We start from the raw sequence: 14,538 nt of genomic DNA, 5'->3' as shown, positions 1-14,538 counted from the left end.
GCGTAATAGTTCCAAGGCGTTTCGCATGGGTGAAGATCACGGCAACAAAATGTCGCGCGAAGAACGGCTCGCGGCAAAACTGCGCGAAAACCTGCACCGCAGGAAGGCGCAAGGACGCGCGATGGAGACGCAATCGGGCGAATCGGGTGGAGAAGCTCTTTCCAAGCCGCGCGACGATGGCTAACGAAGCGCGCTCCTAGGATTTGCCGGAGCCAATATGCCCAAGCTCATTCTCGTCCGCCACGGCCAGAGCCAGTGGAACCTCGAAAACCGTTTCACCGGCTGGTGGGACGTCGACCTGACCGACAAGGGTGTCGAAGAGGCGATGGCCGCTGGCGTCTTGTTGAAGGAAAAGGGCGTCCTGCCGACGCGCGCCTTCACCTCGGTCCAGACCCGAGCGATCCGCACTCTGCACCTCGCGCTGCACCAGTGCAATCGGCTGTGGATCCCCGAAACCAAGGACTGGCATCTCAACGAGCGGCACTATGGCGGCCTGACCGGTCTCAACAAGCAGGAAACCCGCGACAAGCATGGCGACGAGCAGGTGCACATCTGGCGTCGCAGTTTCGATGTCCCGCCGCCCGAGCTCGAGAAGGGCAGCGAGTTCGACCTGTCGGACGACCCGCGATACGCCGGGATCGACGTGCCGCAGACTGAAAGCCTGAAACTGACGATCGAGCGCGTCCTTCCGTATTGGCAGGAAACCATCCTGCCATACGTCAATGCGGGCGAAACCGTGATGATTTCGGCCCACGGCAATTCGCTGCGCGCACTGGTGAAGCACCTGTCGGGCATTTCGGACGACGACATCACCGGCCTGGAGATTCCCACCGGCCAGCCGATCATATATGATTTCGAGAATGACGGCGTCTCCGGACTGGTGCCGGGCGAACGCTATTACCTCAAGGACAGTTGAGTAAGGACAAGGCAATGGGGGGCAAGGTAGCCATCGTAATGGGGAGCCAGTCGGACTGGCCCACCATGCAGTGCGCCGCGCAGGTGCTGGAAGAACTGGAAGTCGAGCACGAGGCGCGCATCGTTTCCGCCCACCGCACTCCCGACCGGATGAGCGCCTTTGCCAAGGGTGCAGAGGGCGAAGGGTTCGATGTGATCATTGCCGGTGCCGGCGGTGCGGCGCACCTTCCCGGCATGATCGCGGCGATGACGCATTTGCCGGTCCTCGGCGTGCCGGTTCAGTCGAAGGCGCTTTCGGGCATGGATAGCCTGCTTTCGATCGTGCAGATGCCAGCCGGCATTCCCGTGGGCACGCTGGCCATTGGCGAAGCAGGCGCAACGAACGCAGGGCTGATGGCGGCTGCCATCCTTGCCTTGCAGGACGAGGACCTGTCCGACCGCCTGCAGGACTGGCGCGCCTCGCGCACCGCCGCCGTCGACGAAAGGCCCCACGGCTGATGATCGCACCGGGCTCAACCATCGGCATTCTTGGCGGAGGGCAACTGGGACGCATGATGGCGGTTGCCGCCGCCCAGCTCGGCTACAAGGTGATCGGATACGCGCCCGCAGGCGACAATGTCGCTGCCGACCTGTGTCACGACTTCTTCGAGAACGGCTGGGGCGACAAGCCCGCCCTCGCCGCCTTTGCTGCCAAGTGCGATGTCGTGACCTGGGAATTCGAGAATGTCCCGTTGTCGGCGGTCGAGATGATCCCCGCAGGCATGCTCGCCCCCGATCCGCGTGCGCTCGAAACCGCGCAGGACCGGGTGAAGGAAAAGCGCTTCATCGAAGACATGGGCGGGCGGCCCGCGGCCTATATGGCAGTGGGTTCGGACGACGAATTCAAGCAGGCTGTCGAACGCGTCGGAGCGCCGGGCATCCTCAAGACCGCGCGAGACGGCTATGACGGCAAGGGCCAGTGGCGCGTGTCTTCGCTGCGCGATGCGGACAGCGTCCGTTTCCCCGGCAAGTCCTGCGTCTATGAAAGCATGGTCGATTTCGAGGCCGAATTTTCGGTAATCCTCGTACGCGGCACGGATGGCGAAGTCCGTTTCTGGGATTCGACCGCCAACGTCCATGAAGAGGGCATGCTCGCGACATCGACCTATCCGCCATCCGCCAGCGTATCGGCACAGATAGAAGAAGCACGCCAGCTTGCCGCGCGCGTGGCCGAAGCGCTACGCTATGTCGGCGTGCTGACGCTCGAATTCTTCGCCACCGCAAACGGCCCGGTGTTCAACGAAATGGCCCCGCGGGTGCACAATTCAGGCCACTGGACGATCGAGGGTGCAGCAACCAGCCAGTTCGAGAACCATGTCCGTGCCATTTGCGGCCTGCCACTCGGTTCGACTGCGACGCGCTTCGCCCATGTCGAGATGCGCAATATCGTGGGCGAGGATGCGCTGACCGCGCACGAGATCCTGGCCGAAGACGGAGAGGCGCACCTGCATCTCTACGGCAAGAAGGAAGCGCGCGAGGGCCGCAAGATGGGCCACGTCACCCGCGTCGGCCACGCAGCCGGTTGATCGGGGCGCAAGCCAGATGGAACCCGGCCTTTTCCTAATATACGCGCGCGCCGCCAATGGAGCGATCGGCAAGAACGGCCAGCTTCCCTGGCACCTTCCCGCAGACCTGAAGCACTTCAAGGCGATGACGATGGGCCCCGACAAGCAGGGCCTGCCGATGATCATGGGGCGCAAGACTTTCGAGAGCCTGCCCGGCCTGCTGCCTCGTCGTCGCCACATCGTCCTGACGCGGCGCGAGCGTTGGGACAGCGAAGGTGCCGAAGTGGTCCGGTCGGTCGAGGAAGCCATCGCGCTCGCCCGGTGCGACAACCCGTCGGGCAGGATCGCGGTCGTCGGCGGGGCTGCCATCTACGATGTCTTCATGGATCATGCCGAGCGGATCGAGCTGACCGAAGTTCATGCCGATTTCGACGGCGATACTTTCATGCCGCCGCTGGGCAGCGAGTGGGAAGTTTCCGCGCGCGAGGATCGCGAGGCGCAAGAGGGCCTTCCCGCCTACAGCTTCGTGACCTACAAACGGGTCGAGGGGGAATGATGCGCAAGATTTTCGGTTCGATCCTGGTGCTCGCCATCGTGGGCGCAGTGATCTTCTTCGGCTTTGCCCCGCGCTGGGCTGAGGAATCGATGAACAAGATCGATGGCCAGCCGCTGATCGAGGTAAGCGACGAGGCCAAGGCGCTGCACGCAACGCTGACCATTATCGACCTCCACTCCGACACGCTGATGTGGAACCGCGACGTGACGCAGGCCGGATCGCGCGGCCACATGGACCTGCCGCGCCTGCAGCAGGGCAACGTCGCGCTGCAGGTATTTTCCAGCGTGACCAAGACGCCCAAGAACCAGAACTACGATTCGAACAGCGCCGAGAGCGACAACATCACCCTGCTCACCATCGCGCAGATGCAGCCGATCAAGACCTGGCATTCGCTGCTGCAGCGTTCCGTCTGGCACGCGCAGAAACTGGCCAAGGCAGAGGGGGAATCGGGCGGCGAGCTGATCGGCGTGCGCAGTTCCGCCGATGTGGACGGACTGCTGGGCCAGCGCAAGGTCAAGGGGCCGCAATATGTCGGCGCGCTGCTGAGCGTAGAGGGGCTGCACGATCTCGAAGGCGACATCGACAATCTCGATGCGCTTTACGAACACGGTTTCCGCATGGCCGGCTTCACCCACTTCTTCGACAATGCGCTGGCCGGGTCGATGCATGGCGAGAAGAAATCGGGCCTGACCGAGATGGGCCGCGAGGCGGTGCGGCGGATGGAGCGCAAGGGCATGATCGTCGATATCGCCCATTGCAGCCACCAGTGCGTTGCCGAAATCCTGGCAATGGCGCGGCGCCCCGTCGTCTCCAGCCACGGCGGAGTGCAGGCGACCTGCAAGGTCAACCGCAACCTCACCGACGATGAAATTCGCGGTGTCGCACGGACCGGCGGCGTCATCGGTGTCGGCTATTGGGAGGGCGCTGTCTGCTCGACCGACCCGCGCGCCACGGCCAAGGCGATGAAGCATATTCGCGACCTCGTCGGCATAGAAACCGTCGCGCTCGGCAGCGATTACGATGGTGCTACCACCGTGAGGTTCGACACGTCGCAGCTGGTCCAGGTGACGCAGGCGCTGATGGACGAAGGTTTCACCGCGGACGAGATTCGCGCGGCGATGGGCGGCAACGCCCTGCGGGTCATCTCGCGCGGGCTGCAGCCGATGGTAGAGGGCGATGCCGTCCTTCCAGAAGATCGGCCCGGCCAGCAGGACGCCGCATCATGAGGTGGCTCGACCACCGCGAGCAGATCCCGTCTGCCCTGCGCGGCGCGGTCATCGCGCTCGGCAATTTCGACGGCTTCCACAAGGGGCACCAGGCGGTAGCGGGCGAAGCGATCCGCTGGGCGCATGAGGAAGGCCGACCTTCGATCATTGCCACTTTCGACCCGCATCCGGTGCGCTTCTTCAAGCCCGAGGTGCCGCCGTTTCGCCTGACCACGCTCGAACAGCGACAGGAACTCTACCTTGCTGCCGGGGCAACCGCGATGCTGGTGTTCCATTTCGACAAGGACCTGGCGGGGACGAGCGCGGAAGATTTCATCACCGAAATCCTGATCGAGCGATTCGGCGCACATGGCGTCGTGACGGGTGGCGATTTCACTTTCGGCAAGGGCGCGGCAGGCAATGTCGACCTGCTGAAATCGCTGGGCGGCGAACGCGGACTGCAATCGCGCGTGGTCGAAGCAGTGGAAGATGGCGGCGCGGTGGTTTCTTCCAGCCGTATCCGGGAGGCGCTGCGCGACGGCAATCCCGAGCTTGCGGCAGAACTGCTGACCCGCCCCTTCGCCATTCGCGGCATCGTCGAACATGGCGACAAGCGCGGCCGCACCATCGGCTATCCCACCGCCAATCTCTCGGTCGAGAATTACCTGCGTCCGAAATACGGGGTCTATGCCGTGACCGGCAAGATCCTCAGCACCGGGCAGCAGCTGACCGGCGCGGCCAATATCGGCGTGCGCCCGCAGTTCGAACCGCCCAAGGAATTGCTCGAACCCTATTTCTTCGACTTTTCCGGCGACCTGTATGGGCAGGAGATCGAAGTCGCCTTCCACCACTTCCTGCGTCCCGAAGCGAAGTTCGACGGGCTCGACGCGCTGATGGAGCAGATGGAGAAGGATTGCGACCGGGCGCGCACTCTACTAAGCGCGCGCCACCATGACTGAAAAGCGCGACTATAGAGATACGGTCTTCCTGCCGAAGACCGATTTTCCCATGAAGGCCGGCCTCCCGCAAAAGGAGCCGGGCATTGCTGCGCGCTGGCAGGAAATCGGCCTGTACGACAAGCTGCGCGAGAGCCGTAAGGGCCGCGAGAAGTTCATCTTCCATGACGGCCCGCCCTACGCCAATGGCGACATGCACATCGGCCACGCGCTGAACCACACGCTGAAAGACATGGTCTGCCGCACGCAGAACCTGCTCGGCAAGGATGCGCCCTATGTTCCGGGCTGGGACTGCCACGGCCTGCCGATCGAATGGAAGGTCGAGGAACAGTACCGCAAGGACAAGAAGCAAAAGCCCGTCCTGTCGGGCAAGGACCGCAACGAGGCAGAGGTAAAAGCCTTCCGCGACGAATGCCGCGCCTATGCACAGCACTGGGTCGACGTGCAGCGTGACCAGCTGAAGCGCCTTGGCGTGATGGCCGACTGGGACCACCCCTATCTCACCATGCAGAAGGAGAGCGAGGCGATCATCGTCGCCGAGCTGATGAAGCTGGCCGAGGCGGGCAATCTCTACCGCGGCTCGAAGCCGGTGATGTGGTCGCCGGTCGAGGAAACCGCGCTGGCCGAGGCGGAGGTCGAATACGAGGACATCGTCTCGACCCAGATCGACGTGGCGTTCGAGATCACCGAGAGTCCGATTGAGGAACTGGTCGGCGCACATGCAGTGATCTGGACGACAACGCCGTGGACGATCCCTGTCAACCAAGCTTTGGCGTATGGGCCGGAGGTTGAGTATGTCCACCTACGTTTGTTGGATGATGATCGCCATCCTTCGGCACAACAAGACTTGGCTGCCAAAGGACTCGGCTGGCTGAACGGCACAATTCTCGTGGCAAAGGCGCTTTTTCCCGAGTTCTATAAACGCGTTTCAGCGACTGCCGCATCGCAGGGCGTGCCGATTGTCGATTGGCCTGTCAGCGATGAAGGATTTGGTGATTACAAGATCATCAAAGGCTCCGACCTCGCCGGAACCGTCGCGCGTCACCCGATGCACAAGCTCGGCGGGTTCTACGCCAAGCCGCGCCCGTTTCTGCCAGGCGATTTCGTCACCACCGACAGCGGCACCGGGCTCGTCCACATGGCGCCCGACCATGGCGAGGACGACTTCGAACTGTGCAAGGCCAACGGCATCGAGCCGGTCTTTGCCGTCACCAATGGCGGTGTCTACCGCGACGACTGGGGTTGGCTCGGCGGGGATGACGAACGCCGCCGCAGCGTCATCAACAAGCCCTTCAATTCCCCCGAAGGCCCGATCTGCTCGGACCTGCGCGAAGCGGGCGCGCTGCTCGCCGCGAGCGAGGATTACCAGCACTCCTACCCGCACAGCTGGCGGTCCAAGGCAAAGGTCATCTTCCGCTGCACCCCGCAGTGGTTCGTGCCGATGGACAAGCCGCTCGGCACCGGAGATTTCGACGTTGCCCCGGGCAATCCGCTCGGCGCTGCGGTCGCGCCCTTCGTCAGCCAGGATCATTCGACCCTGCGCCAGCGTGCAGTGCAGGCCATCGCCGATACCCGCTTCGTGCCTGAGAAGGGCCGCAACCGCCTCGGCAGCATGGTCGAAGGGCGTCCCGACTGGGTCCTTTCTCGCCAGCGCGCATGGGGCGTGCCGATCACGCTGTTCGTCCGTCAGGACGGCAGCTATCTGCAGGACCCAGCGGTCAATGCCCGCGTCGTCGCCGCCGTGCGCGAAGAAGGCATGGACGCCTGGAACGAAGGTAACAAGGCCGCCTTCCTCGGCGCCGACCACGATCCTGCCGAATTCGAGATGGTCAGCGACATTCTCGACGTGTGGTTCGATTCGGGCTGCACCCACGCCTTCGTGCTCGAATCGGGGCGCTGGGGCGATGTGCAGTGGCCCGCCGACCTCTATCTCGAAGGCAGCGATCAGCATCGCGGCTGGTTCCAGTCCTCCCTGCTCGAAAGCTGCGCGACGCGTGGCCGTGCGCCTTACAACCAGGTGCTGACCCACGGCTTCACCATGGCGAGCGACGGGCGCAAGATGTCCAAGAGCCTCGGCAATACGGTCGATCCGCTCAAGGTCATGGAGCAATACGGTGCCGACATCATCCGCCTGTGGGCGCTAAGCGTGGACTTCACCGAAGATCACCGCATCGGCGACGAGATCCTGAAGGGCGTTGCCGACCAGTACCGCAAGCTCAGGAACACCTTCCGCTACCTCCTCGGCGCGCTCGACGGGTTCGACGGCAGCGACGTGCCTGAAATGGCCGAGTTCCCCGAACTGGAACGCTACGTCCTGACGCTGCTCAGCCAGCTCGATGCGAAACTGGCGCAGGCGATCGTCGACTACGACTTCAACACCTATACCCGTGCGCTGATCGATTTCGCGAACGAGGACCTGTCGGCCTTCTTCTTCGATATCCGCAAGGACTGCCTTTATTGCGATGGCGAAGACAGCGTCACCCGCCGCGCCTATCGCGCGACGCTGGACATCCTGTTCCAGGCGCTGGTCCGCTATGTCGCGCCGGTGCTCGTGTTCACTTCGGAAGAGGTGTGGGCGACGCGCTATCCGGCAGACATCGCGAAGGGCGGCAGCGTCCACCTGCTCGAATGGCCAAAGATTGCGCTGGCAGAGGGCCTGCGCCCCGACACCGCGCGGTGGGAAGCGCTGCGCGAACTGCGCGAGGACGTGAACGAAGCAATCGAACCGCTGCGCCGTGAAAAGACCATTCGTTCGAGCCTGGAGGCCGACGTGGTCGTCCCTGCTTCCGCCGTGCCCGAGGGCTTCAGCGATGCCGATCTTGCCGCACTGTTCATCACCGCGTCAGTCACGCGGGGCCAAGGAGACAGCGTGAGCGTCACCAAGACCACCGATCACAAGTGCGGCCGTTGCTGGCGCCTGCTTCCCGAAGTCGAGGAAGACGGCGACCTGTGCGCCCGTTGCGAGGAGGTGGTGGAATGAGCGGCCTGTTGACCCGCAACCGCGTGATCGGCCTCGTCATCGCCGGCGTAATCTTCGCCATCGACCAGTTCGTGAAGTGGCTGGTGATCGATCCGCTGCAATTGCGCGAAGTAGGCCGGATCGACCTTCTGCCGTTCTTCGACCTTACCTATACCGAGAACCGCGGCGTATCGCTCGGCCTGCTCGAAGCGACCAGCATGGAAATGCGCTGGCTGCTGGTGGCAGTGACAGCGCTCATTGCGATCATCGTACTGGTGTGGATGCTGCGCGAACGGCTGCTGGGCGATATCATCGGGCTTTCGATGATCCTCGGCGGGGCGCTCGGCAATATCGTCGACCGTTATTCGCTCGGTTACGTCATCGACTATGCCGACTTCCATATCGGGGATTTCCGCCCCTTCCTCATTTTCAATATCGCCGATGCCGCTATCACCGTGGGCGTCGTGATTATCCTTGCCCGTTCCTTCTTCGTGCGCGAAAAGGACCAGGAAATCGAACAGCCGGGCCACAGCCCCGCGGAGAGTTGAAATATGCGTATCGTGAAAACCGCCGTCCTTCTTGCTGCAACCAGCGCCATGCTTGCCGGCTGCGGTGGTGGCGGCATTCTCAACCGCGATCGTCCCGATGAATTCGCCGTGCAGCGCCAGGCGCCGCTGGTGGTTCCGCCGGACTTCAGCCTGGTCCCGCCTGCACCCGGCGCGCCGCGTCCGGCAGAGGGCAATGCGCAGGAACAGGCGCTCGATGCACTGTTCGGCGGCCCTGCCCCGCGTAGCCAGGTGGAAACCAGCGCCCTCGACCGCGCCGGTGCCGCTGCTCCTGCCATCCGCAGCCAGGTCGGCGACCCGCAGACCGCGACCGTTGCCAAGGGCAGCGTGACCCGCGACATCATCGCCGCTCCCGAAGGTGACGGCCAGGCAGCGCAGGCAGTCATCCCGGGCTGATCGCTGCTTCTATTCGATGTTACAGGAAATGGGCTCGCCGGATCGGCGGGCCTTTTTCGTTTCAGCCTGCGTCCCTGCTGACCAGCAGCTTGTCGATGCGGCGGCGGTCCATGTCGACCACTTCGAAGCGCCAGCCCTGATCGGTGAAGTATTCACCCTCTACCGGCAGTTTCTTGAAGATCGACAGCGCATAGCCTGCAGCAGTGCCGAACTCGCGGTCGTCGCCATATTCGATGTTGAGCCTGTCGGCCAGCGCATCGGCCGACATTCCGCCTGCGACCAGCAGCGACCCATCCTCGCGCTCTACCCATAACGGGCCTTCGCTCTGGTCCTGGTCGCTGGCGAATTCGCCCACGATCGCGGTCAGCAGGTCGACCGGTGTGACGATACCGTCGAAATGGCCGTATTCATCATGGACCATCGCTATGGCGATTTCGGACTGCTGGAGCACGCGGAGCGCATCCATCGCGTCGAGCTGGTCGGGAACGACCTCGGGTTTCTTCATCAGCCGCTTCAGCGACAGCTTGCGCCCGGCGACGAGCGCAGCGAGCACTTCGCGCACCTTCACTACGCCGAGGATCGTGTCGGGCGACCCGTCGGCAACAGGCAGCAAGGAGTGCGGGCTCGCCTCGATGGTCTTGCGGATCGCCTTTTCATCGGCGTTGATGTCGATCCAATCCACTTCTGTCCGCGGCGTCATCATTTCGCGCACGGGCCGTTCGGCCAGGCGCACCACGCCTGCCAGGATCTGGTGCTGTTCGACCTCGATAACCCCCGACCGCGTTGCCTCGGCAAATATCATGTGCAGTTCTTCCGCGGTGACGTTCGACTGGCCACCGGGACGCACGCCGAACAGCCGAACGAGTGCGCCCGACGAAGTGTCGAGCACCCACACCAGCGGCGCTGCGACCTTGGCAAGGAATGCCATCGGGCGTGCCATCACAAGTGCGATCGGCACCGCGCTGCGCAGGGCCAGTTGCTTGGGCACAAGCTCGCCAACGACGAGACTGAAATAGGTGGTCAGCACGATCACCAGGACAAAGCCTGCATCGCCCGAAACGTCGGCGGGCACGCCCAGCAGCTCCAGCCGTTCGCCAACCGGTCCGCCCAGGCTCGCGCCCGAGTAAGCGCCAGCAATGATGCCGACCAGCGTGATCCCGATCTGCACGGTCGAAAGGAACTTGCCCGGATCGGCCGCCAGCGACAGCGCGACCTTGGCGCTTACCGACCCCTTGTCACGCGCGGCTTTGAGGCGCGCAGTGCGCGCGGAAACGATGGCCAATTCGGACATGGCGAAGATGCCATTGAGAACGATCAGGCACGCGATGACTATCAAGTCTGTCCAGGGAAACGGCGTCACACGGTCTCGCTAGCACAAAAGCGCGGCTCTGCCAGCGCCAACGCACAGCAATTTCGGGAACAGACCGCCACGGGATGTGTTTGAGCCTTAGACGCGAGTGGGCGCGTTCCACCGGGCGTGGGCGTATCTCAATCGTTCACGACCCCCACCAGGAGGACTGAAATAATGAAAAAATCACGCATTCTTCTCTCGGGCATTGCCGCGCTCTCGCTCGTCGGCACCAGCGCCTGTGTCACCGATCCGAACACGGGTGAGAAAAAGGTTTCGCGTACCGCCATCGGCGGCGTCGGCGGTGCCGTGCTAGGCGGCCTGCTCGGCGGCGCGATCGGCGGCAAGACCGGTCGTATCATCGGCGCGGCTGGCGGTGCAGCAGCTGGCGGCTATGTCGGCTACCGGATGGACCAGCAGATCAAGGAAATCAAAGAACAGACCGACGGCTCTGGCGTTGACGTCACCGAAGTCGACGGCGGCGACGCTTTCCTCGTCAACCTGCCGGATGTGACCTTCGCGACCGGCAGCTCGTCGATCAGCCCCAGCTTCCAGGATGCGCTCGATTCGGTCGCAGCCAGCCTCGTGAAGTATCCGAACAGCATCATCGACGTGTACGGCCACACCGACACCGTCGGTTCGACCGCGTTCAACCAGCAGCTTTCGGAACAGCGCGCCCGCGCCGTTGCGAACTATCTGATCTCGCGCGGTGTCGCCTCCTCGCGTATCCGCTGGCAGGGCTTCGGCGAAACTCAGCTTCGCATCCAGACCGGCGACAATGTCAACGAACCGCTCAACCGCCGTGTCGAAATCAAGGTCATTCCTTTCGACGCAGACGATGTGGCAGCGGCCCAGGCCCAGCAGGGTTACTGATCGGACGCAACGTCACGAATTTAAGGCAAGGGGCCGGCCGCAGGGTCGGCCCTTTTCTTTTGCGACCGGCGCTACTTGGTTTGCGGGGCAAGAACCGCCGCACGATCGGACAGCCGGTCGACAGCATCGGGATGGATGCTGGGCGCACAGACCAGCAGGCCAAAGGCACGCGGATCCCGCTTGTTGTAGGCCAGCGGCTGGCCGAAGGCATCGGTCACTTCCGCACCCGCTTCGCGAGCAATCAGTGTCGAGGCACCGATGTCCCATTCGTATCCCCAGCGCAGGGTCGCGACCAGGTCGGCCTCGTCCGCAGCGACCATGGCGATCCGCAAGGCGATCGAATTGGGTTTGTCGACCACCACCAGGTCGGAATCCTCTTTCGGAAGCGCATCGGTCGGTACGCGGGCACCGGCAAAGCGCGAGCGTGTCGATGCCACCAGCCGCTCTCCGTTGCGGGTTGCGCCCTGCCCTGCCACCGCCAGCCATTCCTCACCGCGCGCAGGGGCCGCGAGCATGCCGATGAGGGGGCGACCCGAACTGATGAGCGCAACCGAAACCGCCCAGCCGCTGCGTCCGCGCAGATAATCGCGGGTCCCGTCGATCGGGTCTACGAGCCAGATCAGCCCCTTGCCCAACCGCCTGGGATCGTCCGCCGTCTCTTCCGAAAGCCAGCCCGCAGAGGGCAGCAGAGCGCCAAGTTCGCGTTTCAGGAAAGTATCGACGGCAAGGTCCGCAGCACAGACCGGGTGACCGGGAACCTTCTCCCAGCTTTCCACCTCGTGCCCGTCGCCAGGCCACGACGAATGCGCGATTCTGCCCGCTTCTTGGACGATATCACGGAGGCGCTCACTATCGATCATTTGTATAGGTGTGCCCCTGCACCCGGAATGGCTACTTTTCAAGGCGCGCAATACATGCTTAGGCGCTCCGCGACTCGATCATTGCTGAAAACCCAAGGAAGAGCTCTCCCATGAACATCCACGAATACCAGGCCAAGGAACTTCTCGCGAAATACGGCATCGCGATTCCGGCGGGCCATGCGGCGTTGACCGTGGAAGAAGCGGTCGAGGGCGCGAAGAAGCTTCCCGGACCGCTTTATGTCGTGAAGGCCCAAATCCACGCTGGCGGCCGCGGCAAGGGCAAGTTCAAGGAACTCGGCCCCGATGCAAAGGGCGGCGTTCGCCTCGCCAAGACCATCGACGACGTGAAGTCTGATGCAGAGGAAATGCTCGGCAACACGCTGGTGACGATCCAGACCGGCGATGCAGGCAAGCAGGTCAACCGCCTCTACGTGACCGACGGCGTCGACATCGCCGAAGAATACTATCTTTCCATGCTGGTCGACCGCGCATCGGGCCGCGTCGCCATGATCGTTTCGACCGAAGGCGGGATGGACATCGAAGACGTTGCCCACAACACGCCTGAAAAGATCACCACGATCACCATCGATCCGGCGCAAGGCTTCATGCCGCACCACGGCCGTGCGGTCGCCTTCGCGCTCAAGCTGACTGGCGACCTCAACAAGCAGGCGCAGAAGCTGGCGAAGCAGCTCTACACCGCGTTCATGGAACTCGACTGCGAAATGCTCGAGATCAACCCGCTGGTCGAAACCAAGGACGGCAACCTCGTTGTGCTCGACACGAAGATGAGCTTCGACGGCAACGCGCTGTTCCGTCACAAGGACGTCGAAGCGCTGCGCGACGAGACCGAGGAAGACCCGGCCGAAGTCGAAGCGAGCCAGTACGACCTCGCCTACATCAAGCTCGACGGTAACATCGGCTGCATGGTGAACGGCGCAGGCCTCGCCATGGCGACGATGGACATCATCAAGCTGAACGGCGCCTTCCCGGCAAACTTCCTCGACGTGGGCGGCGGCGCCACCACCGAGAAGGTGACGGCAGCGTTCAAGATCATCCTGAAGGACCCGGCGGTCGAGGGTATCCTCGTCAACATCTTCGGCGGCATCATGAAGTGCGACGTCATCGCCAATGGCATCGTCCAGGCGGCGAAGGACGTGAACCTTTCGGTTCCGCTGGTCGTCCGCCTCGAAGGCACGAACGTCCAGGAAGGCAAGGACATCCTCGAAAATTCGGGCCTGCCGATCGTCAGTGCCGACGACCTGGGCGACGCTGCCCGCAAGATCGTGGCTGAGGTCAAGCAGGCGGCCTAATCGCCCCTTCAAACCAGGTAGAAAGGCCGTGCCGGCTTCGTGCTGGCGCGGCCTTTTCCTTTACAGCGTGGGCTTCGGCTCGGGCAGGGCCGGCGGCGTGCTGTCCATGTAGGTGAGCCAGTTGCGCCAGATGGTCAGCGTCCGGCGGTCGGTCATGTCGATGCGGCACGCCAGCCCCATCACGCCGCGGATCGTGCCCTCTTTCCAGTCTTCGTAGACAGCGCCGCATTCCGCGTCGCGATAGGCGAGGAAAGCCGCATCGCTGGCCTCGATCTCTTTCCCCAGCTCCGGCCTGTCGGCATGCCTCTCGACCGCCTTCGCGAGATAGGCTTCGCGCCGCTCGTCAGCGCGGCCGAGCACATCGGCATAACATTGGTCCATGTCGATCGTGGTGATCGCGTCGGTGCAACGCTGCGGATGCTCGCGGCCCAGCGCTTCAAAGCGGAATACCAGCTCTCCGCCCGACTGCATGCGAACCGCCACGAGCAGGCCTTCATCAGGGAAACTGGGATTGCGGCACCTCAAGGTGAGCCCGTGGAAATATGCAGCACAATCCTCCACCGCGAGTAGGCGAAAGGTCACCATACCATCCTTGTCCTCCCAACTGGTCAGGTCGGCGTTGAAATGCTTGAGCTTCATGACCAGGCTGCCGTCCTGTTCCGTCAGGTACATATGTTCGGTGAACATGATGCCGCCTTCGCCGGTATCCTGTACGAAAGTCCCGACCATCGTGCCGCCCACCGGCGGCAGCCAGCTTTCAATGGCTGGCGCGCCCTGAATGCCCGTGCCCGCCCACTGGCCCACGAGCCAATCGACCTGCTCGAGCGTGGCGGGCGGCGATTCGAAACCCTCCTCCCCGATGCGTGTTTCCTGCGCAGCAGCAGGGCTCGAGAGCATCAGAGCCAGTGCGCTGGCCAGACCGGTCGATAGACGCATTTCCAATTTCCTCTCCATCCAGCGAAGAGAAGTAAAGCTGGCATCGGCGCCAGTAAAGCTTGGCGCGAAGGCGCTTGACCTCGACACCAAGGAACGCGAGGGCATCTGGGCCAT

General features: G+C 63.3%; 15 protein-coding genes. 12 read left to right on the top strand and 3 right to left on the bottom strand.

The annotated features are described in order from the left end of the window. Window positions 1-25: 25 nt before the first annotated feature. From AMC99_RS14180 to AMC99_RS12900, 10 genes are read left to right on the top strand one after another with little or no spacing between them, the layout of a single operon-like run. Window positions 26-184, top strand: coding sequence for a hypothetical protein (locus AMC99_RS14180; protein WP_198143534.1), 159 nt, complete (start codon window positions 26-28; stop codon window positions 182-184). 33 nt (window positions 185-217) lie between these two features. After that, window positions 218-916, top strand: a complete 699-nt coding sequence (gene gpmA / locus AMC99_RS12940) for a 2,3-diphosphoglycerate-dependent phosphoglycerate mutase (protein ID WP_061927156.1) — start codon at window positions 218-220, stop codon at window positions 914-916. Between the two features lie 14 nt (window positions 917-930). Further along, window positions 931-1,413, top strand: a complete 483-nt coding sequence (gene purE, locus AMC99_RS12935) for a 5-(carboxyamino)imidazole ribonucleotide mutase (RefSeq protein ID WP_061927154.1) — start codon at window positions 931-933, stop codon at window positions 1,411-1,413. Further along, entirely contained in the window at window positions 1,413-2,480 is a 1,068-nt protein-coding gene (locus AMC99_RS12930) for a 5-(carboxyamino)imidazole ribonucleotide synthase (protein WP_061927152.1), read from the top strand. Before purE ends, AMC99_RS12930 begins: the two co-directional genes overlap by 1 nt. Window positions 2,481-2,496: 16 nt before the next feature. Further along, window positions 2,497-3,015, top strand: a complete 519-nt coding sequence (locus AMC99_RS12925) for a dihydrofolate reductase (RefSeq protein ID WP_061927150.1) — start codon at window positions 2,497-2,499, stop codon at window positions 3,013-3,015. Continuing rightward, entirely contained in the window at window positions 3,015-4,241 is a 1,227-nt protein-coding gene (locus tag AMC99_RS12920; protein ID WP_061927148.1) for a dipeptidase, read from the top strand. The genes AMC99_RS12925 and AMC99_RS12920 overlap by 1 nt, the downstream gene beginning before the upstream one ends. After that, complete coding sequence (locus AMC99_RS12915; protein ID WP_061927146.1) at window positions 4,238-5,179, top strand: bifunctional riboflavin kinase/FAD synthetase; 942 nt, start codon at window positions 4,238-4,240, stop codon at window positions 5,177-5,179. Before AMC99_RS12920 ends, AMC99_RS12915 begins: the two co-directional genes overlap by 4 nt. Next, window positions 5,172-8,156 (top strand): isoleucine--tRNA ligase, encoded by a 2,985-nt coding sequence (locus AMC99_RS12910; RefSeq protein WP_061927144.1) that lies wholly within the window; start codon window positions 5,172-5,174, stop codon window positions 8,154-8,156. Before AMC99_RS12915 ends, AMC99_RS12910 begins: the two co-directional genes overlap by 8 nt. Beyond that, window positions 8,153-8,683 carry a signal peptidase II gene (lspA, locus tag AMC99_RS12905; RefSeq protein WP_061927142.1) on the top strand — a complete coding sequence of 177 codons (531 nt, stop codon included), beginning with the start codon at window positions 8,153-8,155 and terminating at the stop codon, window positions 8,681-8,683. The genes AMC99_RS12910 and lspA overlap by 4 nt, the downstream gene beginning before the upstream one ends. 3 nt (window positions 8,684-8,686) lie before the next feature. Further along, on the top strand, window positions 8,687-9,097 hold the full coding sequence (locus AMC99_RS12900; protein WP_061927140.1) for a DUF3035 domain-containing protein: 411 nt from the start codon (window positions 8,687-8,689) through the stop codon (window positions 9,095-9,097). Between the two features lie 61 nt (window positions 9,098-9,158). On the opposite strand, the gene AMC99_RS12895 is transcribed toward AMC99_RS12900, so the two are convergent. Further along, on the bottom strand, window positions 9,159-10,457 hold the full coding sequence (locus AMC99_RS12895; RefSeq protein ID WP_061927138.1) for a hemolysin family protein: 1,299 nt from the start codon (window positions 10,455-10,457) through the stop codon (window positions 9,159-9,161). 165 nt (window positions 10,458-10,622) lie between these two features. On the opposite strand from AMC99_RS12895, the gene AMC99_RS12890 reads away from it, so the two are divergent. Next, complete coding sequence (locus tag AMC99_RS12890) at window positions 10,623-11,318, top strand: YiaD family glycine zipper/OmpA-like lipoprotein (protein WP_061927136.1); 696 nt, start codon at window positions 10,623-10,625, stop codon at window positions 11,316-11,318. A gap of 71 nt (window positions 11,319-11,389) precedes the next feature. Here the strand turns inward: AMC99_RS12890 and AMC99_RS12885 are convergent, their stop codons facing one another. After that, entirely contained in the window at window positions 11,390-12,178 is a 789-nt protein-coding gene (locus AMC99_RS12885) for a 3'(2'),5'-bisphosphate nucleotidase CysQ (RefSeq protein ID WP_061927134.1), read from the bottom strand. Window positions 12,179-12,288: 110 nt separating this feature from the next. Here AMC99_RS12885 and sucC point away from each other — a divergent pair, with 110 nt between their 5' ends. Continuing rightward, window positions 12,289-13,488 carry an ADP-forming succinate--CoA ligase subunit beta gene (gene sucC, locus AMC99_RS12880; RefSeq protein WP_061927132.1) on the top strand — a complete coding sequence of 400 codons (1,200 nt, stop codon included), beginning with the start codon at window positions 12,289-12,291 and terminating at the stop codon, window positions 13,486-13,488. Window positions 13,489-13,548: 60 nt separating this feature from the next. Here the strand turns inward: sucC and AMC99_RS14175 are convergent, their stop codons facing one another. Beyond that, entirely contained in the window at window positions 13,549-14,424 is an 876-nt protein-coding gene (locus AMC99_RS14175) for a DUF6265 family protein (RefSeq protein ID WP_232301426.1), read from the bottom strand. Window positions 14,425-14,538: the final 114 nt, after the last annotated feature.

The sequence above is a fragment of the Altererythrobacter epoxidivorans genome (assembly GCF_001281485.1).
GTDB lineage: Bacteria > Pseudomonadota > Alphaproteobacteria > Sphingomonadales > Sphingomonadaceae > Erythrobacter > Erythrobacter epoxidivorans.
Note: the sequence above shows the minus strand (reverse complement) of the source record. Positions and strands in the feature narration are given on the sequence as shown.

Bases quoted from the DNA above. Each gene is read 5' to 3' on its own strand.
- AMC99_RS14180 (WP_198143534.1), top strand. From the start codon at position 26: ATGGGTGAAGATCACGGCAACAAAATGTCGCGCGAAGAACGGCTCGCG.
- gpmA (WP_061927156.1), top strand. From the start codon at position 218: ATGCCCAAGCTCATTCTCGTCCGCCACGGCCAGAGCCAGTGGAACCTC.
- purE (WP_061927154.1), top strand. From the start codon at position 931: ATGGGGGGCAAGGTAGCCATCGTAATGGGGAGCCAGTCGGACTGGCCC.
- AMC99_RS12930 (WP_061927152.1), top strand. From the start codon at position 1,413: ATGATCGCACCGGGCTCAACCATCGGCATTCTTGGCGGAGGGCAACTG.
- AMC99_RS12925 (WP_061927150.1), top strand. From the start codon at position 2,497: ATGGAACCCGGCCTTTTCCTAATATACGCGCGCGCCGCCAATGGAGCG.
- AMC99_RS12920 (WP_061927148.1), top strand. From the start codon at position 3,015: ATGCGCAAGATTTTCGGTTCGATCCTGGTGCTCGCCATCGTGGGCGCA.
- AMC99_RS12915 (WP_061927146.1), top strand. From the start codon at position 4,238: ATGAGGTGGCTCGACCACCGCGAGCAGATCCCGTCTGCCCTGCGCGGC.
- AMC99_RS12910 (WP_061927144.1), top strand. From the start codon at position 5,172: ATGACTGAAAAGCGCGACTATAGAGATACGGTCTTCCTGCCGAAGACC.
- lspA (WP_061927142.1), top strand. From the start codon at position 8,153: ATGAGCGGCCTGTTGACCCGCAACCGCGTGATCGGCCTCGTCATCGCC.
- AMC99_RS12900 (WP_061927140.1), top strand. From the start codon at position 8,687: ATGCGTATCGTGAAAACCGCCGTCCTTCTTGCTGCAACCAGCGCCATG.
- AMC99_RS12890 (WP_061927136.1), top strand. From the start codon at position 10,623: ATGAAAAAATCACGCATTCTTCTCTCGGGCATTGCCGCGCTCTCGCTC.
- AMC99_RS12885 (WP_061927134.1), bottom strand. From the start codon at position 12,178: ATGATCGATAGTGAGCGCCTCCGTGATATCGTCCAAGAAGCGGGCAGA.
- sucC (WP_061927132.1), top strand. From the start codon at position 12,289: ATGAACATCCACGAATACCAGGCCAAGGAACTTCTCGCGAAATACGGC.
- AMC99_RS14175 (WP_232301426.1), bottom strand. From the start codon at position 14,424: ATGCGTCTATCGACCGGTCTGGCCAGCGCACTGGCTCTGATGCTCTCG.